We start from the raw sequence: 20860 nt of genomic DNA, 5'->3' as shown, positions 1-20860 counted from the left end.
TGGGTCTCTCGTGCCCTTCGTGAGAACATCGTCAGCCTTTCGTGTCGAAACTATGGATGGCGGGCAGGGGGCTGCTCTCGATGGAGTGCCGCAGCCGTGCCGCGGCCTCGAGGATGGCTCGGGCATGGACCGCGTCGACATCGCTCTGCTGGGTGGGAGGGGTCTGTCGAGCCAGCGGCTCCACGACCAGGTTCAAGCGTCCCGGCCCCGCGGGAAGGACGTAGACTCCAGCATCCGCGGGCATTCGGTAGTGGTCGATGGACTGTTCCGCGTCAGCGATCTCGTGCTCAACCTGATGCAGCGCGGCGTTGAGATCCTCGAGTTCGTATGGAGCGTCAGCCATGCGCCGCAGCCGCCGAGTTGCCTGTGCGAAGGCACGAGACGCCTCGGCCTTGGAGACTCCGTACGGAACGCCCAGCACCAGGTACGGGCTGTGCCTGCGATTGCTCACCGCTTGATCCTCTCGAGTTGACCCTTCATTTCGTCGACCTGCCCGAGCAATCGGGTCAACTGGTGCTCGAGCGAAGCGTCAGCAACCAGTGGCTTGAGTCGTCGGAGCAGCCTGCGCGTGTCCAGGACGAAGGCCAGGAGCGGATCTCGCACCTGCGCGACCGCCGGCCAGTTCAGGTTCGCTCGGGGGATGCTACGCACCGTTGCGATGAGCATGCGGTAGGCGGAACCGACCTCGTCGAGCTGCGCGCTGCGGCTTAGGAGGTACGACTGCGCCAGGCAATCGCCAGCGACGTGCACGATGCCCTCGAGTCGCGGGCGCTCGCCCGGCGAGACAGAAGTCAGTTCCGATCTCGACTGCTCGACGAAGTCGATGAAGCGCAAGTTCGGCTCGCCGTCGTCAAGTCCCATCGCGATGGACGCGGCGGTCAGGCACTTCAGGGCGATCCTCTGGTGCAGCTCTAGCGTGAGTCCAGAGTCGATCACCGTCAGACCGAATGCCGCCGCGCGCAACTCCGTAGTGTCGGCGAGGAGCACCTGGATCGCCGCGTCGACCACCTGGTCGCGCTCATGGCGCATCCAGTCATCCGCCTCGCCGCTCTTGAGCTCTCGTCCCAGGGCTTTGAGAAATTCCTCGGGCCCGCGCGCCCGCGCACGGTACACGCGGACCGCTGGCGTGCCGGCGCTCTCGCCAAACGCAGCATCGGGCTGCGAGGCTAACCACGCGTCGTCCTGGGCTGCAAGGACGCTGAGGATCTGCCGATAGCGCTCAGCGGGCAGCTTCTCGCGGAGCAGGGGACGGAGCGCGCCAGCGATCTCTCGCGGGAGGTGCTCTTGGTCGTCTTCGTCCCAGATCTTCCCGTCATCGTGGAACCACAGCATGAGGGCGCGCTCGGCCGCGACCGCCCGTTGATGGACCGAGGGCGCCTCCGTTGCGAGCCTCACCAGATGGCGAGCCGCTGATTCGTGCTCAAGCTCAGTCGCCACCACCGCGGCGTTCACTACCAAGGCGTCGGTATAGGCACCTTCGAGCGCGTTGTTGAGGGCCTCAAGGGCCGACTCGGGTTCGTTCTGAAGCCACAGCGAGCAGGCAGTGATGTTGAGAAGCTCGTCCCTCACCGATTCACGTTGCGCCACGGCGAGCCCCGAGCGGGCTATCTGCCGTGCATCGTCCCACCGCCACTCATAGAGGGCCGTGGAGGCACGGGCGAGGGCAGAATGCTCCGCGTACTCGATCTGAATCGCCTCGGCTCCGCGGTGTGTGGTGCCGCCGGCGATGCCTCGACCGATCAGAACCGGCCATAGCGACCTGTCAGCGAGCAGCTCGGAGCTGGGGTGCACGCCAGCGGACGCAGCCGCCATGAGTTCCTGGATCTCCCTCACAACAGCGTCGGTGCTCAGCCGTTCAAGCGAGCCCCCTGCAGCGAGAGTCCGAATGTCGTCTGCCGCCTCGGCCGCTCCAGGAGCCAACGCGGCTTCCACCGTTGCGTCCCCATCGAGGTATCGCCGGAGCGCTTCGGCATGAAACCCGAGCGACACGACCTCTTCGCTGGTCAACTGCTCCGGCTCAGTGCGCGCCCTGACATAGCTCGCGACTGCAGCGGCCTCTCGGTGAGCTTCGAGCTCGGCATACTCCCTCACCTCGAGTTGCACTCCGCGGTCGATCAGGTCGTCGACCATGCACGGGGCCCAGCTGTCTTCTACGTGAATCTTGGGCCCACGGTTTTCCGCACGCGCGTGTGCCGCAAGCAACCGACCAGCAGAGCCGAAACCGGGCAGTTCACCTGGATCTACAGCCACCACGCCGAGGTCGCGTGCGGGAGCACCGATGATCGGACCGAGGGCGCTGCTCGCGATGGACGCCAGATCCTGCAAACTGGCGAGGGAATAGCCATGCGGATCTTCACGACCGCCGAACAAGTCACTAGTCGCACCATCCAATGGGATGCCGAATTTCGTGGCGACAACGATTCGCACTCCGTCCGGCGTCTCCCCGTCTGCCACGATCTTCTCGGCCAGGCCCAGCGCTCGGGCGGTGTTGGGCTCCCACCTCAGGTACTCGTAGTTCACGCGCCACATCTCGACGGCAACCGTCGCGAAATCGTCCGTACACAGCTCCAGTTGCGCGTGATCCAGCAGCAGGCCCAATCCTTCTTGCGGGCGCGCGACCAGAGTCGCGAGACGTTTGCGGAGCTGCTCGTCAACAGCCGGTGACAGCCAGCCGTGTTTCGCGATCGCACGGTAAGCAGCCGTCAGCCGCCCCGCGTTCGACCTGACGCCCGGGTACCGGTCGGTGGAGCCAAGGCCCTGGAGTCGCCTGACCGGGATCGAGGCGATCGCGCCGGACTCCCACAGGACCTCGGCCCGTTCGTCGAACTCCATCACGACGGCCCGATGACGCCTGATGCCCCGCCAGAGTTCGACGAGACATCCCACCTCGAGTGGCGCGGCATCGACCCGCACCACCGCCTGTACGCCGATTGGCGTTTCTGGCGCGCCGCTCACGCTCGGTTTTCCCAGATCGGCCAGCGGACCCCCGTGCGCAAGAAATGCGACTCGCGCCCAGCATCGGTTGTGACATTTACCGGTGAAGCCACGCCGGCCCTCCCCCCCATGGTCCGGTTGACCGTCGGGCCCAGCGTTGAGACCTCGGCAGTGGCACCCAATAGCGGGTGCTGGCTGGAGAGTACAACAACCTCGATTGCGCGGGAACCGCTGTGACCAACTGAACATTCGACCGCCACGACGGTCCTCACCCCTCGCTGACACCATGTGTCACGCAGAGTGAGAAATGCGTTGGCCAGAGTTTCTTCCGCCCAGCTTCTACGCCGGCCAGGTACCGACGGAAGAGGCAAACCAACGCACGCCGCCAAGCCAACAATGGAGTCTGGGGAGCCACCCGGCGTCGTGTAACCGCTATCTCAGGACGGCGGGTCCCAGGGTTTGCTGCCCGCGAGGGTCGGCAAGTCCTCGTCGCCGCGGCTGAATCGAGGTATCCACGGAACGGCATCCGGTTCTGGAGTTCTTGGATTCGGTTACGGACCGCGCTGATCCAGGCATGCAGCGCCTGCTTTGTCTCGTTGTGCATGCCGTAAACAGAGTCACCGGGGCGCTCTCGTTTCGATCTAGTTTCCCCTGAAGCGGCGCCGCAGCGTGTCGAGCGGACTTCGTAGAACTGACTTCCCGTTCGCGCCGCCACCGCGAGCCGGCTCGACATTCCGGTCTCTGACGAACGCGGGTTCCGGTAGGTACGGAGCAGCGGACTCGTAACTGTGGACACCCGGCGGAAAGTTGTGCGCGGCCGCTCGGTAGCCGCCCGTGGCATTGCCTCCGACGGGCACAACGTGCGCGGTCGGCTGCGATATGGCAAAGCGCTCTTCGTCGAGCGACCCTCTTGGGACCTTCCCCACCAGGTCGACCAGTTGCTCGCGCGAGTAGGTCGCTGCGTCACCGCCGATGAATGCATCGAGGTCAGCGATGCATCCGTGGTAGTCGGACCCCGACCTACTGAGCCTCGTCACCACCGCGAGCGCCCCGGACCCGATCACCAGGTGGCCGCGCTGCGGCTTCTGCGCGAATGGCCAACGGTATATGTAAGCGTGCTGCAAGTTCTTCGCGCCGCGCTGCGGCTTGCGAAGTCCGTTGTGGCGAATGGTCTCGACGATGTCGATTTCTGCGGCGTCATCGGGATCGCTCAGGTACACCACCTGGACGTACATCCCTCCCCGCTTCGTGCCCTGCTGATGGGTGCTCACGCGGCCCACTCCGCCGACACGCTTGGCAACTCGCCACTGCTTGTCCCACGCCTCGAAGAGCCTGTCCAGCTTGTTGCCGAACCCGGTGGGCGTGCGCGCGACGATCGTCCGGCTATCGGAAAGCCCTCGGTGGCGGAGGCTCACGGTGTACTCGGTGTATCTCCGCTGCTTACCGTTCTTCAACTCGGTGCGGGCCGTAGCGACCGCGTTGCTGTACTCGACGTCGCCCGCCCAGTCTGGATAGTCCTGCATTGCCATGGAGCGCAGCTGCGCAGCGGAGATGAAGCCTGCCATGGCCGCATCATGCACCACCCCAACGGCACCGGTCGGGTCCCACGCGCAGCGTCCAAGGCCTTCGGGAGTTGAACCTTGACTCCAACGGGTCTGCCCCAGTGAGCGCTACGCCTAGTCAACGTGATCGCTAGGAAACGAGGGAGTCCCGCGCCGAGCGACCCGTCTCTGGCGGTGAACTTCGCTCGCTTGGGCTTCCGGGCACGCTGGTCAGCGCTGCCAACCTAGGAAGCAGGCGCGATGTCCACGCATCGGAACGGCGTCAGAGTCATCTGACACCATGTGCCACACGCGGGCACCGAGCCCCGCAACGCTGAGGGGAACAGTAAGTAGGGTGACTACCGTGAGCAGTGCCGCAACGAATCAGCAGACAACACACGACCTGAACGTCGCTCCCGGCTCCACAGTCGTGGTGCGGGACGAGGAGTGGCTCGTCAGCAACGTTACCGAGACCTCCGACGGCCCCCTGGTCCACGTCCAGGGCCTGAGCGAGCTCGTCCGCGGCACCACCGCTCAGTTCTTCGCGAGCCTCGACCATATCGAGCCGCTCGACCCGGCGGAGGCCAAGGTCACCGCGGACAACAGCCCCAAGTACCGAGACTCGCGCCTGTGGGTCGAGGCGATGCTCCGCAAGACGCCCGTCCCCATCACGGACACGACGCTCACCGTTTCGCCACACATGCTCGCGGACCAGCTGCCCTACCAGGCGACCGCAATCCGTCAGGCGCTCGACCCCGACAACCTCCGTCCGCGGATCCTGCTCGCCGACGCGGTCGGCTTGGGCAAGACCATCGAGATCGGCATGATCCTCTCCGAGCTCGTCAGGCGCGGCCGCGGCGAGCGCATCCTCATCGTCACGCCGCGCCATGTGCTCGAGCAGATGCAGCACGAGATGTGGACCCGCTTCGCCCTCCCGTTCGTGCGCCTCGACAGCGCCGGCATCCAGCGCGTGCGCCAGAAGCTGCCCGCCACGCGCAACCCCTTCACGTACTACAAGCGCGCGATCATCTCGATCGACACCCTGAAGTCCGACCGCTACCTCGCACACCTGCGTAACCAGAAGTGGGACGCGGTCGTCATCGACGAGTCCCACAACCTCACCAACTCCGGCACGCTCAACAACCGCCTCGCGCGCACGCTCGCGCCCACGGCCGATGCGCTCATCCTCGCCTCCGCGACACCCCACAACGGCAAGATGGAGTCCTTCGCCAACCTCATCCGCCTCCTCGAGCCCACGGCCGTCCGCCCCGACGGCACCCCGGACCCCGAGGAGACCAAGCGGTTGATCATCCGCCGCCACCGCAACAGCGACGAGGTCGCCGGCGTGGTCGGAGCCCAGTGGGCGCCGCGCAAGGACCCCCAGCACAAACTCATCCCCGCCTCGAACGCCGAGAACGCCGTCGCCCAGGAGCTCCAGGACACCTGGCTCCACCCGGTCGGCGGCAAGAGCCCCTACTCCGGCAAGACCGACACCCTCTTCGGCTGGACCCTCGCCAAGGCGTTCCTCTCCAGCCCGGACGCGCTCCACGAGTCGATCCAGAACCGCCTCAAGTCGCTCGGCACCCAAGATGGCGACGCCGCCGCAACCGAGGAGGCCGCGCTCCACCGCCTCAAGGACCTCAACGAGCCGAGCAAGGCCACGAGCGCCAAGTACGACGCCCTGGTCGCCTACCTCAAGGGCATCGGCGTCTCCAAGACCAGCCCGATGCGCGCCGTCGTCTTCGCCGAGCGCGTCGCGACCCTCAACTGGCTCACCGAGCACCTCCCCAAGAGCCTCGGCCTCAGGCCGGAGGCTGTCCAGGTCATGCACGGCGGCCTCTCCGACGAGGAGCAGATGCGCCTCATCGAATCCTTCAAGCAGGCGTCCTCGCCCATCCGCGTCCTCGTCACCGGCGACGTCGCCTCCGAGGGCGTCAACCTCCACGCCCAGTGCCACGAGCTCATCCACTACGACGTCCCGTGGTCCCTCATCCGCATCGAGCAGCGCAACGGCCGCATCGACCGCTACGGCCAGCGTCACTCGCCGCAGATCACCACGCTGATCCTCGACCCCGCATCCGCGCGCTTCAAGGGCGACCTCAAGGTGCTGACGAGGCTCCTCGAGCGCGAGCACGCGGCGCACAAGGCGCTCGGCGACGTCGCCTCGCTCATGGACAAGTTCAGCATCGGCGACGAAGAGGACGCGGTCCGCGACATCCTCGCCGGCAAGCGGGACTTCGATGATGCGGTGCGCACCCCCGAGGCGGCCGTCGAGGTCGACCTCATCAGCCAGATCCTCAACCTCGGCCTCCCGGGAACGGCGGCGGCACCGCCCGCACCAGCCACCACGACCAACGGCTCGCACCTCTACGCGACCACGCTGGACTACCTCCGTGACGCCCTCGACGCGGCCTTCCCCGACAAGTCTGCCGACCTCACGGACCGCCCGAACGAGGGCGGCGTGAGGTGGCGCGAGCACGCGGCCGACGGCATCGTCGAGTTCTCCCCGCCGCGCGACCTGCGCCAGCGCCTCGACGCCTTACCCCAGACCTACCTGAGCGACCGCGACGTCAAGGCCACCTTCAAGCTCGCCGTCACCGATGCCAAGGGCAAGAGCGAGCTCGCCGCCGCCCTCGCCGACTCGAAGGGCTCCAGCTGGCCCGCTGCGCACTTCCTCGGCCCGCAGCACCCCGTGGTGGACTGGGCGACCGACCGCGCGCTCGCCAGCCTCGAGCGCAACCACGTCTACGCCATGCGCGGCGACGTCGACTCCCCCACCGTCCTCCTGGTCGGCACGCTCACCAACAAGCGCGGCCATGTGGTCGCCGCCAGCCACATCGCGGCCCGCCGCCTGAGCCCGAGCGCGCCCCAGTGCATCGTCACGGCCTACGCCACCGCGCTGGAGATGCTGGACGATGCGGGGGTCACCGCCGCCCGGGCCAACCCGGGCGCCATCAGGGGCGCCGAGGCCCTCCAGCCGCTCGTGAGGATGGCCGTCCGCGACGCGCACGCCAACCTCGAGCACCACCTCGACGCCGCCCGCCAGGCCACCACCGCGCGTGTCGAGCGCTGGGCCGGCCGCGCCACCGCCTGGGAGCTGGAGGCGGACGCGCTGATCCAGCGCAGCGACATCAGGACTTCACGCACCACCGTCAAGGACGTCGAGCGGATGATCGAGGAGATGCGGCCCGACCGCTACCTGGTCCGCCCGCTGCTCGTGGTGGTGCCGCAGGACTTCTCCGAGGGGGACATCTGACATGGCCGTCTTCGACTCGATCGTCAACGAGGGCGACTGGATCGGCGAGCACTTCCTCACCTCCGACGGCAAGGCCTCCTTCGCCGCGCAGGTGACCGCCCGCGCCAAGGAGTGGAAGGACGCCGAGGACTCCCCGCTCTCCCGCTTCACCGCCGCGCGCGGCGCGCTCGAGAAGGCGCTCGTCGGCATCGGGCAGAACGACCACCCCGCGCAGGACGAGGTCGACGCCCTCCACGAGGAGTATCTGCGTGTGCTCGGCTTCCGCGGCGCCGGCTACGTGATCAAGGACGATGCGCACGTCACCACGGTCGGCGTGCCCGGGCTTTCTGGCGCGGCACCGCTGGCGATCGTCTCCGCGCGCCCGGCCGATGCGGTCGAAGATCTCCGCGACAAGGAACGCATGGGCCTGTGGGATCCCTTCGAGGGCGTCGACGGCAAGCCGTCCTGGTCGCTCCCCGGCCGCGTCAGCAGCCTCTTCGCGGGGGACGATGCGCCGCGCTTCGTCCTCGTCCTGGCCGGCAGGTGGGCGCTGGTCGCCGAGGCGGCCCGCTGGGCCGAGGGACGCTACCTGGCCGTCGACCTCCAACTCGTCGCCGAGCGCAACGACGCCAAGAACGGCGGCGAGATCGTCACCGCCCTGACGATCCTTTCCGCAGAGTCGCTCGCGCCGGACGCCGAGGGGCGCATCTGGTGGGAGCAGGTGCTCGAGGAGTCGGTCAAGCACACGGTCGGCGTGAGCAAGGACCTCCGCGATGGCGTGCGCCGTTCCATCGAGATCCTCGCGAACGAGGTGGTCGCCCGCCGCGCAGCCCAGGGACTCGAGCCGCTGCCGCAGGCGGAGGCGCAGGTGCTTGCCAAGCAGTCGCTGCGCTACATCTACCGGATCCTCTTCCTCCTGTACGCGGAGGCATCGCCAGAACTGGGCGTGCTGCCCGTCGGCGCACCGGAGTACGACGCGGGCTATAGCCTCGACCGCCTCCGCGAGCTGGTGCTCCAGGAGATCACCACGGAGCAGGCGCAGCACGGCACGCACCTGTACGCGTCCCTCGACGTGCTCTTCCGGCTCGTCGACCGGGGCCACTCCCCCGCATCGTCTCGCAGCGAGGACGCCGTCACCGATTCGCTCACGTTCCACAGCCTCCGTGCGGACCTGTTCCTACCCCGCGCCGTCGCCTACCTCGACGAGGTCAAACTGGGCAACGGCGCGCTCCAGCAGGTGCTCGAGCACCTGCTGCTGAGCAAGGAGAAGTCCAAGCGCGACCGCGGCTTCATCTCCTACGCGGAGCTGGGCATCAACCAACTGGGCGCCGTGTACGAGGGCCTGATGTCGTACACCGGCTTCTTCGCCGAGGAGGACCTGTTCGAGGTCGCGAAGAACGGCGACTCGTCCAAGGGCTCGTGGGTGGTGCCGACCACCCGCGCCGAGGGCATCGCCGCGACCGACTTCGTCACCACCGAGGACCCCGAGACCGGCGAGAAGAAGCCCGTCATCCACGAGAAGGGCACGTTCGTGTTCCGCCTCGCGGGTCGCGAGCGCCAGCAGTCGGCGTCCTTCTACACGCCCGAGGTGCTCACCCGCTTCACGGTGTCCCAGGCGCTCGCCGAGCTGCTCGATCAAGACGGCAAGACCACCACCGCCGAGGAGGTCCTGAGTCTGACGGTGTGCGAGCCGGCGCTCGGCTCGGGTGCGTTCGCCATCGAGGCGACGCGTCAGCTCGCCTCCGAGTACCTCAAGAGGCGCCAGGCCGAACTTGGCGACAGGATCGCCCCGGAGGAGTACCAAAGGGAGCTCCAGCGGGTGAAGGCGTACATCGCGCTGCACAACGTCTACGGCGTCGACCTCAACGCGACGGCGGTCGAACTCGCGGAGATCTCGCTGTGGCTCGACACCATGGTCGAGGGTCTCGAGGCGCCGTGGTTCGGCCTGCACCTGCGCCGCGGCAACTCGCTCATCGGCGCTCGCAGCGCGGTCTACACGCGCGACACCATCAACGCGAAGGCGTGGCTCACCACCCCGCCCACCGACATCACGCTCGGGGATCGCGAGTCCCACCAGATCTGGCACTTCCTGCTCCCGGCCGAGGGGTGGGGCGCAGCCGCCGACGCCAAGGAGGCCAAGGAGCTCGCCCCCGAGGCGGTCGCGTCGCTCAAGGCGTGGCGCAAGTCCATCAAGGCGAAGCCCACCCGCAAGCAGCTCGACGACCTAATGGAACTGAGCTACCGCGTCGACACACTCTGGAAGATGGCCGCGCGGAGGCTGGAGATCGCGAACGAGCAGGCTCGACGCCCGATCCCCGTGTGGGGCCGAGAGGACGATACGCCGGCCGGGATCGTGACGCGCGAGCAGATCGAGGAGTCGCTCGCCGACGCGAACGGCGCCTACCGCCGCGTGCGGGCCGTCATGGACGCCTGGTGCGCGCTGTGGTTCTGGCCGCTCACCACCGACGTCGCCCCGCCGACTCTCGACGAGTGGATCGCCACCTGCTTCGCGCTTCTCGGCCGCGCCCCTGAGGCGCGGAGCCGGAGCCGGCTTGGGACCGACACTCTCGCGAGCGCGGACTCGTGGGAAGAGCTGAACGATGCCGAGGCGACTGACCTCGGCCTTGCAGGAGCGCTCCGCACGGCTGACGCCAACGCAGTCCACGGCTGGCTCTCAGTTGCCGGGCAAATCGCCTCACGACACGGGTTCTTCCATTGGCAAATCGAGTTCGCTCCGGTGCTTGGTCACGGCGGGTTCGATCTGCAGATCGGAAATCCTCCGTGGGTGCGACCTCGTTCTGACGTTGACGCGCTGCTAGCGGAGGGCGACCCCTGGTGGCAACTCGCCAACAAGCCCTCCGAATCTGAACGCGCGGCGCGACGCGCTCTCACGCTTCAACTCGCCGGAATCAAAATGCTGGTGCTCGACGGTTCGACGGACAGCGCCTGTTCGGCGGAGTACTTGGGTTCAGGCGCCAACTACCCTGAATTGGCGGGACTCCAGCCCGATCTCTACCGCTGTTTCATGATGCGGACTTGGGCCAATCTATCGGCGCGCGCGTCCGTCGGCCTTATCCATCCCGAGTCCCACTTCACCGACGAGAAGGCCGGGTTGTTGCGGGCATCCACCTACCGGAGACTCCGACGCCATTGGCAGTTCCTGAACGAACTGCAACTCTTCGAGGAAGTCCACCACCACGCCAGTTTCGGCGTCCATGTGTATGGATCCGCGACCGATCTTGTTCAATTCTCCAGCGCGTCGAGCCTCTACCATCCGACGACGGTTGAGCGTTCATTCGACCACGACGGGTCAGGTGCCGAACCTGGGGTGAAAGACCAAGAAGGGAAATGGGAAGTCCGACCCCATTTGGCGCGCATTACCGAGGTGACGGACGCGACCCTGCGCACGTGGCATGAGTTGCTGTCAGCCGAGCCTGTACCGGTGCTGCAGTCACGGATGCTCTACACAGTGAATCGATCTGAGTCACGCGTGCTCGACAAGATTGCAGCCTCACCAAGGATCAGTGAGTTGGATCTCGAGTTCTCACGCGGCTGGGACGAATCGATTGACCGAAAGAAGGGCATTTTCAGGAAGGACTGGGGACCAGCCGAGAGTTGGAACGAGGTGATTCTCCAGGGCCCCCACCTCTACGTAGCCAATCCAGCGTATAAGTACCCGAACGAGACCATGCTGCACAAGCTTGACTGGACACCGGTCGACCTCGAAGCCCTGCCGCACGACTACGTTCCGATCACTTCCTACAAGCCATCGGTTGGTACTGAAAGGTACGACGCGAGCTACACCCACTGGGGACAGGCAGCTGGGCGTTCCCCGGCTCGAGCGCACTTCCGTCTTGCATGGCGCAGAATGGCGAACAACACGGGAGAACGCACGCTCATCGCCGCCGTGATTCCACCTGGTACGGCGCATGTGCACCCGGTATCTGCAGCGGGTAGCGCGAATCTGAGCGCCCGTGAACTTGCGTCGGTCGTCGGGACTTTGTGCTCGCTCCTTTCCGACTTTCAAGTCCGCTCGTCGCCGAAATCGGACATACCGCTGAGTACGATTTCGCGAATTGCGTGGATCACGGATCAAGCCCTCGCAGCCATGATCGCTGACCGCGCCGCACGCCTATTCTGCCTGACCGACGCATTCGCACCTTTCTGGCTGGCAACGGCAGGGAAGGGCTCGCCATGGACACCGACCGTGGCGGCTCGAATTCCTCGAGTCCGCCGCCAAATCCAGGTAGAAATCGACGCCCTCGTCGCCCTCGGGCTCGGCGTCACCGCGGACGAGCTTTGCACCGTGTACCGCACGCAATTCGCGGTACTGCGGAGATACGACCAGGAGAACCATTACGACGCGAACGGGCGCCTCGTGCCCAACGAGGTCTTGAAGCTCTACAAGGCCAAGGGCGAGAACCTGACCGTCGACGAGCGCACCGCGACTCACCCCGGCAGCGGCATCGACTACACCTATGAGTTCCCCTTCGTGGTCCTCGACCGTGAGAAGGACATGCGCGAGGCCTACGCCCGGTTCGAGGCCGAGTTCGGAGACGATCTGTGAGCGAGCTTCTGCCGTCCCTGCAGGCCAAGGAGATCCGCTCGGGCCTGCTCGAGTACCTCGCGACCACCTTCGCGCTCACCGACGGCGACGCGCAGGCGGCGCTCAAGGACTTCCTCGAGGACGCATCGTCCGGCATCTTCAAGGGACCGTTCGTGCGCCTGCGCCTGCCCTTCCGCCCGGCCGAGCCGGGCTGGAAGGACGCGCTCCGGTGGGTCCCCGACGGGTTCGTTCCCTACGGCCACCAGGCGGCGGCGTTCGGGCGCCTGTCGAACTCGCTCTACGAGCGCCCGCTCCCCACACTCGTCACGACCGGCACCGGCTCCGGCAAGACCGAGGCGTTCCTCTTCCCACTCCTGGATCACGCACGCCGCATGCGAGCCGCCGGCCAGACCGGCATCAAGGCGCTGATCCTCTACCCGATGAACGCGCTCGCCAACGATCAGGCCAAGCGCCTCACCAAGCTCCTCACCAGCGACACCCGACTCGCGGGCCTTACTGCCGCGATCTACACCGGCGAGGACTCCGGCCGCCGCACCATCGTCTCGGAGAAGGGCCTTATCACCGACCGCGACGTCATCCGCTCGTCGCCGCCGGACATCCTCCTCACCAACTACAAGATGCTCGACCAGCTGCTGCTGCGCGCCGCCGACCAGCCCCTCTGGTCCGCGAGCGCCGACAGCCTCCAGTACCTGGTGCTCGACGAGTTCCACACCTACGACGGCGCCCAGGGCACCGACGTCGCCATGCTCCTGCGCCGCCTGGGCCTGACGCTCCGCAGTCACCAGGGCGACGGCCTCTCGGACGACGACCTCGCGCGCCCGCTCGGCAGGATCACCCCCATCGCCACCTCTGCGACGCTCGGCGACAAGGGCGACCCCGGCGTCATGCTCGACTTCGCGCACACCGTGTTCGGCGAGCGGTTCGGCGACGATGCGGTGGTCACCGAGTCGCGCATGACCTACGACGAGTGGGCGACCAGGGTTGATGCCGGCGCGTTCGAGACCGCCGGCCGCCCCACCGAGCTCGATCCCGACTGGATCGCCGGCGCCGTCAACCACTGGCGGTTCGCCTTCGAGGAGACGACCGTCGCGGAGGCCGCGACCTCTGTCCTCTTCCATCTGACTGGCATGCACAGCGAGGTGCCCGACGAGGCACGCACCCTGGTCAGCGCCGCATCGTCCCTCCCGCTGGTGCGCGACCTGGCCGCAGCCGCCGCGGACGCCGTCTCGCTGACCGACCTCGCCGACCGTGTGCTCCCCCGCGCCCCTGCCGCCGACCACACCGCCGAGCAGTGGCAGGCCACCCGCGAGGAGTTCCTCCTCTACGTGCTCGCCGCGCTCAGCCACGTGCGCGCGGCCTGCGGGCCCGAGCGCATCCCCATGCTCAACCTCGACATGCACCTGTGGGTCCGCGAGCTCACGCGCATCGACCGCCGCGCCGGCGCCACTCCGAGCTTCTTGTGGAGCGACGACGGCGCCATCGTCCCCACCGAGGACGCCGCCCTCGACGAGTCCTTCCACCGCGACGCCTTCCCCGCCGTCTTCTGCCGCCACTGCGGCCGCTCCGGCTGGGGCGTCACCCTCAGCCCCACGGGCACCGCGATCGACGACGACACCGCGTCGATCCGTCGCAAGCACATGACCAAGGAGTCGCGCTTCCGCGCGCTGCTGTACGCACCCGCCGAGGCCGACGCCGCAGAGCTCGCCGCCGCCCCCATCCAGGGCCTCGCGTACTGGCGCATCAAGGACCGCGAGCTCTCGTGGGCAGCGCCCGACGCCGACGATGAGGACCTGCGCGACGGCTACGTCCTGCCCATCCTCACCCAGACCGGGGACGATGCGGACGACGCCTCGCGCGCCGACACCTGCCCCTCCTGCGGCACCAAGGACGCGATCCGCTTCCTCGGCTCCGCGATCGCGACCATGCTCTCCGTGTCGCTGTCGACGCTCTTCGGCAGCGCCGGGCTCGACCAGAACGAGAAGAAGGCGCTGGTCTTCACCGACTCCGTCCAGGACGCCGCGCACCGCGCCGGCTTCGTCGAGACGCGCTCCCACTCCCTCACCGTCCGCTCGCTCCTCATGGATGCCGTCCCCTCGACGGGCTCGGTCAGCCTCGACGAGCTCGCCGAGCGCATCATCCGCGACGCGGGGGACGATGCCGTGGCCCGGTATCGCATCCTGCCGCCCGACCTGGTGGACAACGAGGGCTTCCAGCCGTTCTGGAAGGAGAAGACCTCGGCGACTGTGACCAAGCGTGTCCGCGACCGGGTGCAGAACCGACTGCTGTTCGACGCGATCCTCGAGTTCGGTCTTCAGTCCCGGGTCGGTCGCACGCTGGAGCTCACGGGCTCCGTCGCCGCGCACGTGGACGCCGGCGGCGTGGACCGGCTCGCGCGCATCGCCCGCAAGGCCGTCGAGGGCGCCGACATCCAGGTGCTCGGCGCCGAGTCCGACGCCGCGCTCGCCGCGTGGGTGCGCGGCGTGCTCGTCTACCTGCGCCAGCAGGGCGGCCTGTATCACCGCTGGCTCGACGGCTACATCGCCGAGGACGGCAACCGTTGGAAGATCTGGGGCGGGCGCCCCAAGAACGTCGGCATGCCCGCCTTCCCCCGCGGCCGTCCCGCGCCCGAACTGCCGCGCGTGGGCCACAGCCGCGCCGCGACGCGCAACTCCGAGTTCGTCAACGTCACCAACCCGCAGAGCTGGTACGCCCGCTGGGCGCAGCGGGCACTGGGCGTGCCGAACCAGGCGGCCGCATCGTTCGCCCGCGCGCTGTTCGTCGAGCTCGCGAAGGCCGGCCTGGTGCTCGAGCACGCGGTCAAGGACTCCGGCTCGACGGTGTACTCGCTGGACCCGGGCATCGTCATGCTCACCCGTGTGTCCGACGAGGACCTCGCCGCCGGCGGCACGCTGCTCGCCTGCAACGTGTGCGCCAACGTGGTCCCCGGCGGCCGCGAGGCCGTCGACCAGCTCGACGGCGCCCCGTGCCTCGTGGTCCGCTGCCCTGGCTATCTGGCGCGCCAATCCGGGACGACGAACTTCTACCGCCGGTTCTACGGCGACGCCGCCATGCGCCGCATCGTCGCCCGGGAGCACACGTCGCTGCTCGAGGACAAGCTCCGTCTCGAGTTCGAGACGGGCTTCAAGGAGTCCGGCGAGCGCCCCGAGGCGCCGAACGTGCTGGTCGCTACGCCCACCCTCGAGATGGGCATCGACATCGGTGACCTGTCGACGGTGTTCCTGTCCTCGCTCCCCCGGTCCGTCGCCTCGTACCTGCAGCGCGTGGGCCGCGCGGGCCGCCTCACCGGCAATGCGCTGAACCTCGCGTTCATCACCGGACGCGGCGAGCAGCTCCCGCGCCTGCAAGATCCGCTGTCCGTCATCAACGGCGAGGTCCGCCCGCCCGCGACGTACCTCGACGCCGAGGAGATCCTCCAGCGCCAGTACATCGCGCACCTGGTCGACTCACTCGCGCGCGACACCGAGCTGTTCCACCCGGACCAGGCTTCGAAGGTCATGCACTCGTCCGAGCCGGGCACCTTCCTCGGCTCGCTCATCGCGTTCGCGGAGGACGATGCACGGGGCCACGTCGCACGGTTCCTCGCCACGTTCGAGACGCTGGCGCCGTCGACCGTCGAGGCCCTGACCTCGTGGGCGGTCCCCGCCGCGGGCGAGGGCTCGAGCGGGCTCGCTGCTCTGGTGCACGGCGCCTCTCGTCGCTGGGCGATCACGTTGGAGGGCCTCCAGTACCGCCTCAAGGCGATCGAGGAGGAGATCCCCGAGCTGCGCCGCAAGGCCGAGATGCCGGCCGCGACCGAGGACGAGAAGCGCGACGCGCGCAGCGCCGGCGGCTCCCTCAAGCTGGTCAAGGCGCAGATCGCGGACATGAAGTCGAAGTGGTGGGTGGCCGTGCTCGAGGAGTACGGGATCCTCCCCAACTACACGCTGCTCGACGACTCGGTGGAGCTCGACATCGCGCTCAACTGGGTCGACGACGAGGGCGAGTACCAGTCCGAGCCCGTGGGCTACACCCGTGGCTCGCGGCAGGCGCTGAGCGAGTTCGCGCCCGGTGCGACGTTCTACGCCAACGGCCTGGAGATCGTCATCGACGCGGTCGACCTGGGCGTCGACGGCACCGGCATCCGCGAGCTGGCTCTGTGCGGGGCATGCGGGTACACCAAGGACGTCACCGGAGGGTCCGGGGTCACCGTGTGTCCCCGCTGCGGCGACAAGGAGATCGCGGACGTCAACCAGCGGCTCGAGGTGCTCGAGTTCACGCGCGCCTCGGCCGAGGTGCGTCGCGACGAGCAGCGCATCTCCGACCGCCGCGACGAGCGCGACCGCGCCCGCTTCCACGTGGTCACCGCGCCGGACATCGACCCGGCTTTCGAGCGCGGCTCCTGGTACGTGCAGAATTACGACTTCGGCGCCCGGTACTTCTCGAAGCTGTCGATCACGTGGCTCAACCTGGGCAAGGCCGACGTCCAGGCGAACACCAAGATGATCGCCGGCGAGGAGCGCGCGGCGCCGCTGTTCGCGCTGTGCGAGGGCTGCGGCAAGCAGGACACCACCGCGGGCGCCAACAATCCGTGGGAGCACCGCACGTGGTGCCGCCACCGCAACGCGGCCAAGGAGCGCAGCCGCAAGGTCGCGCTGTCGCGCACGCTCACCACCCAGGGCGTGCTGCTGCGCCTGCCGCTCGCGGTCACCGTCGGCGACACCTTCGCGGTCCCCAGCCTCAAGGCCGCGGTGCTGCTGGGCCTGCGCGAGGAGTTCGGCGGGGCGCCGGACCACATCGACGTCACCGTCTCCGTGGACCCGCAGCCTGGCGACTCCGACGGCTCCCCGGCGCCGGCGCTGCTGCTTCACGACGTGGTCCCCGGCGGCACGGGGTACTTGGCCGACCTCACCGACCCCGACAAGGTGTGGAGCCTGCTCCGCCGCGCGTGGGCCGTGCTCGCATCATGCCCGTGCCAGGAGGAAGGCGACGGCGAGCGCCTCGCGTGCCACCGCTGCCTCCTTCCGTTCGCCCGCGCCCACGAGGTGCCACACGTGTCGCGTGCGCTCGCCGCACGGCATCTGGCCGACATCCTGTTCGCCGGCTCCTCGGAGGGCGCTGAGCCGCCGGCGGCGCGCGCGTGGAACATCACCGAGAAGGCTCCCGTCGATGTCGACATCGAGAGCCACCTCGAGCAGGCGTTCCGTGCCGTGCTGCAGGAGGCACTGACGAAGGCCGGCGCCAAGGTGACGTCGAAGCAGGGTCCGAACGGGACGCGCATCCAGGCCTCGTTCCCGGGCCAGCCGCTGCGCTGGACGATCGACCCGCAGGAGCCGATGGGCGGCGTCAAGCCCGACTTCCTGCTGCGCTCCAACACCGGTGCGGACGAGCACAAGGTCGCCGTCTTCACGGACGGCCACCGCTGGCATGCGCATCCGCTGACCAACCGCATCGCGGACGACGCCCGCAAGCGCCAGACGCTGCGCGACAAGGGCATCAGGGTGATCGCGGTGACGGCAGCGGATATCGAGGCGTGGCGCTCGGGCACGGTCGAGGCGCCGTCGTGGATGGCGCCGCAGGTGACGCAGCAGCTGATGGCATCCCCCGGCGCCCGCTTCGGTCCCGCTGATGTAGCATCCGTCGCGAGCGGCCCGGTGTCCTTCCTGGTGGAATGGATGCGCGCGCCACGCCCCGACGAGCTCCGCAGCTTCGCAGAGCTCGCACCGTATTACTTCCTCTCCCCCGCACAGGTGCGTTACGTGCCCGAGCCCGGTTCGAGCCTCGAGAGCATCGTCGCCTCCGCGATCAGGGACGGGGTCAAGCCGGCGGAGGCGAGTCCACCGCGCGCGTGGCTGTGGAGGTCCGGGGCGGTCGGCCTCGCATCAGAGGTCCAGGCGAACGCTGCGATCGGTGTCGCGATTGCCATCGACGATGCGGACTCGACACTCGAGGACTCCTCGCACAAGGCGGCGTGGCGCGAGTGGCTTCGGCTGGCCAACCTCTTCGGGCTCCGCGATCACTCGACGGTCATCACGGCGCTCAGCGAGATCGGCGCTCCTTCCGGATCCGTGGTCGAGGCCCGCGCCGAGCGGTCCGCGCTGGCACCCGAGTGGGAAGCGGTCCGAGACCTGGCAGCGAGCGACGACGAGCGCAGCCTCCTCGAGGCGCTCGCGGGTGCCCCGTCGGTTCCCGTGCCGGAGCTCGGCTTCGAGACTGCCGATGGTGTCCCGCTCGCCGTCTCGTGGCCCGACCACATGATCGTGGTCGACATGGATCTCCACCCGTCCGCCGCATCGTCGCTCGCATCCGAGGGATGGTCGGTGGTGCCCGCTACGCTCACGTCCATCGCCGCCGCCTTCACGCAGTAGTCAGGGAGTCCGATGCCGCTGCTCGAATTGATGAACCCCAAGGAGAAGCTCGAGAAGGATGTGAAGGCCAAGGTCTTCGACTTCCTCGGGAAGCTCCAGGAGGACGACGCCCTGCCCGGCCTCCACATCGAGCCGCTCAACAACGTCGCGGACCCCCGCGTCCGCACCGGACGGGTCGACATCCACTACCGCGCGGTGCTGTTCAAGCTCACCGGCAAGTTCGGCGTGAAGTACGTGTACGTGGGCACGTGGCACCACGACGACGCGATCAAGCGCGCGCAGAAGATGCGCCTCACCATCAACGCGGTCGGAGGGTTCACCGAGATCGAGGAGGTGGAGCCCGGAGCCGACTCGGCGCCCATCGGCGCCTCCTCCCCTGGAATCGGCGACGACGAGCCCTCGCTGTCGCAGCTGGCGCAATGGGGCTTCACCCTCAAGGACCTCACCGAGAAGATGGGGCTCGCGCCAGCGCTCGCTGCCGCCGCGATGGCCGCCGCCACCAAGGTCGACGTGCTCGAGATCGCCGTGCGTGACGGTGGGTGGCAGGGCGAGGCGCTGAACTACCTGCTCGATGGGCTCAGCATCGACGACATCCGTGCGAAGTTCAGCCTCGACGAGCCGGTGGAGCACGACCCCGACGCCACCGAGGACGAGAAGCTCGAAGCGGGCTTCGCGCACCCGACCGCGCGTGCGAAGTTCACGTTCATCGGCGATCAGACCGAACTCCAGAACGCGATCGAGGCGAGCGACTTCGGCGCATGGCGCGTCTTCCTTCATCCGGACCAGCGCAAGTACGCCACCAAGCACTACAACGGTGCCTTCAGGCTCTCGGGCGGCGCGGGCACCGGCAAGACGGTCGTGCTTGTTCATCGCGCGCGCGAGCTGTGGAAGGCGAACCCGGCCGCCCGCATCGTGCTCACGACGTACACCCGCAACCTTGCCGACATGCTCGCCTCGAACATGCACCAGCTCGACCCCGAGGTTCCGCTGGCGAAGAATCTCGGCGACCCGGGCGTCTACATCGCCAATGTCGATGCACTCATCTCCCGGGTGTTGAAGGCTGCTGGTGCCGAGGTCGCGACGGCTGCCGAGTCGGTGCTTGGCAAGCTGATCACGCACGTGAACAACCGCACACCTGACGGCGCCTGGCAGGAGGCGATCGACACCGCCGATCCTCAGCTGTCGGAAGCGCTCAGGTCGCCCGCGTTCTTCGCTGCCGAGTACTCCATGGTCGTGCTGCCGGCGCGGATCACGTCGAAGGCCGACTACTTCGCGGTGCCGCGTCCCGGGCGCGGCGTCGCGCTCAACCGCGCGGGCCGCGCACAGGTGTGGTCGGTTCTCGAGGCGTATCGCTCGTCCTGTGACATCGACGGTGTCATCGACTACGACGAGGCCGCGGCGATCGCGGCGGCCTACGCCGAGCCGTCCGTGGGTGGGACCGGACTCGCCGACCATGTGCTCGTCGATGAGGGTCAGGACCTCACCCCGGCACGCTGGCAGTTTCTCCGGGCCCTCGCGTCCGAGGGGCCCGACGACCTGTTCATCGCGGAGGACTCCCACCAGCGCATCTACGGTCAGAAGGTGGTGCTCGGCCGCTACGGCATCAAGATCGTCGGCCGTGCGCATCGCCTCACGCTCAACTACCGCACCACCGCGGAGAACTTGAGGTTCGCTGTGGACGTGCTCTCCGGGGCCGCGTATGAGGACGTCGAGGGCGTGGACGAGACGACCGCGGGTTACCACTCGGCACGCAAGGGTCCCGTCCCGGAACTGGTCCCGTGCGGCTCCGTCACCGAGGAGTACGACGCGATCGCGTCGCGGGTCAGCGGGTGGCTCGCCGAAGGCGTCGCACCCGAGTCCATCGCGGTGCTGGTGCGCGACAAGTCGACGCGGGCGCGCCTCGCCACCGCGCTGAGCGAGCGCGGTGTTGCGCTGCACCAGGTCGACACCGGCTCGATCCACGCCGGACACCCCAGCGTGTTGACGATGCACCGCGCCAAGGGCACGGAGTTCGCGCGAGTGGTGCTGGCCGGGGTCTCCGAGGGCGCCGTGCCGGCAGCGATGCGGTCGGAACGCTACTCCGAAGACTCGTTCTCCGACGCGATGCTCCGCGAGCGGTCGCTGCTCTACGTCGCGGCGACCCGAGCGCGCGATGTACTCGTCGTGACGTGGAGCGGGAAGAAGAGTGCGCTCATCTCGTCAGCGGCGGACGCCTGAC

General features: G+C 68.1%; 7 protein-coding genes. 4 read left to right on the top strand and 3 right to left on the bottom strand.

What is annotated here, in order from left to right; genetic code table 11:
* Window positions 1-31: 31 nt before the first annotated feature.
* From AOM00_RS05495 to AOM00_RS05485, 3 genes are all read right to left on the bottom strand, one after another.
* Complete coding sequence (locus AOM00_RS05495; RefSeq protein WP_062516833.1) at window positions 32-451, bottom strand: hypothetical protein; 420 nt, start codon at window positions 449-451, stop codon at window positions 32-34.
* The gene (locus AOM00_RS05490) at window positions 448-2955 is read right to left on the bottom strand and encodes a hypothetical protein (RefSeq protein ID WP_156159050.1); all 2508 of its coding nucleotides are present in this window, start codon (window positions 2953-2955) and stop codon (window positions 448-450) included. The genes AOM00_RS05495 and AOM00_RS05490 overlap by 4 nt, the downstream gene beginning before the upstream one ends.
* 620 nt (window positions 2956-3575) lie before the next feature.
* Window positions 3576-4499 carry a hypothetical protein gene (locus AOM00_RS05485; protein WP_062516831.1) on the bottom strand — a complete coding sequence of 308 codons (924 nt, stop codon included), beginning with the start codon at window positions 4497-4499 and terminating at the stop codon, window positions 3576-3578.
* 340 nt (window positions 4500-4839) lie between these two features.
* On the opposite strand from AOM00_RS05485, the gene AOM00_RS05480 reads away from it, so the two are divergent.
* From AOM00_RS05480 to AOM00_RS05465, 4 genes are read left to right on the top strand one after another with little or no spacing between them, the layout of a single operon-like run.
* Window positions 4840-7731 (top strand): DEAD/DEAH box helicase, encoded by a 2892-nt coding sequence (locus tag AOM00_RS05480; protein WP_062516830.1) that lies wholly within the window; start codon window positions 4840-4842, stop codon window positions 7729-7731.
* Between the two features lies 1 nt (window position 7732).
* Window positions 7733-12277, top strand: coding sequence for a hypothetical protein (locus AOM00_RS05475; RefSeq protein WP_062516829.1), 4545 nt, complete (start codon window positions 7733-7735; stop codon window positions 12275-12277).
* Window positions 12274-18642 (top strand): DEAD/DEAH box helicase, encoded by a 6369-nt coding sequence (locus AOM00_RS05470; protein WP_062516828.1) that lies wholly within the window; start codon window positions 12274-12276, stop codon window positions 18640-18642. The genes AOM00_RS05475 and AOM00_RS05470 overlap by 4 nt, the downstream gene beginning before the upstream one ends.
* 12 nt (window positions 18643-18654) lie before the next feature.
* On the top strand, window positions 18655-20859 hold the full coding sequence (locus AOM00_RS05465; protein ID WP_062516827.1) for a 3'-5' exonuclease: 2205 nt from the start codon (window positions 18655-18657) through the stop codon (window positions 20857-20859).
* The last annotated feature ends 1 nt before the right edge of the window (window position 20860 follow it).

This window comes from Demequina gelatinilytica (assembly GCF_000971115.1).
Lineage (GTDB): Bacteria > Actinomycetota > Actinomycetes > Actinomycetales > Demequinaceae > Demequina > Demequina gelatinilytica.
This window is presented reverse-complemented; position numbering and strand designations above follow the sequence as displayed.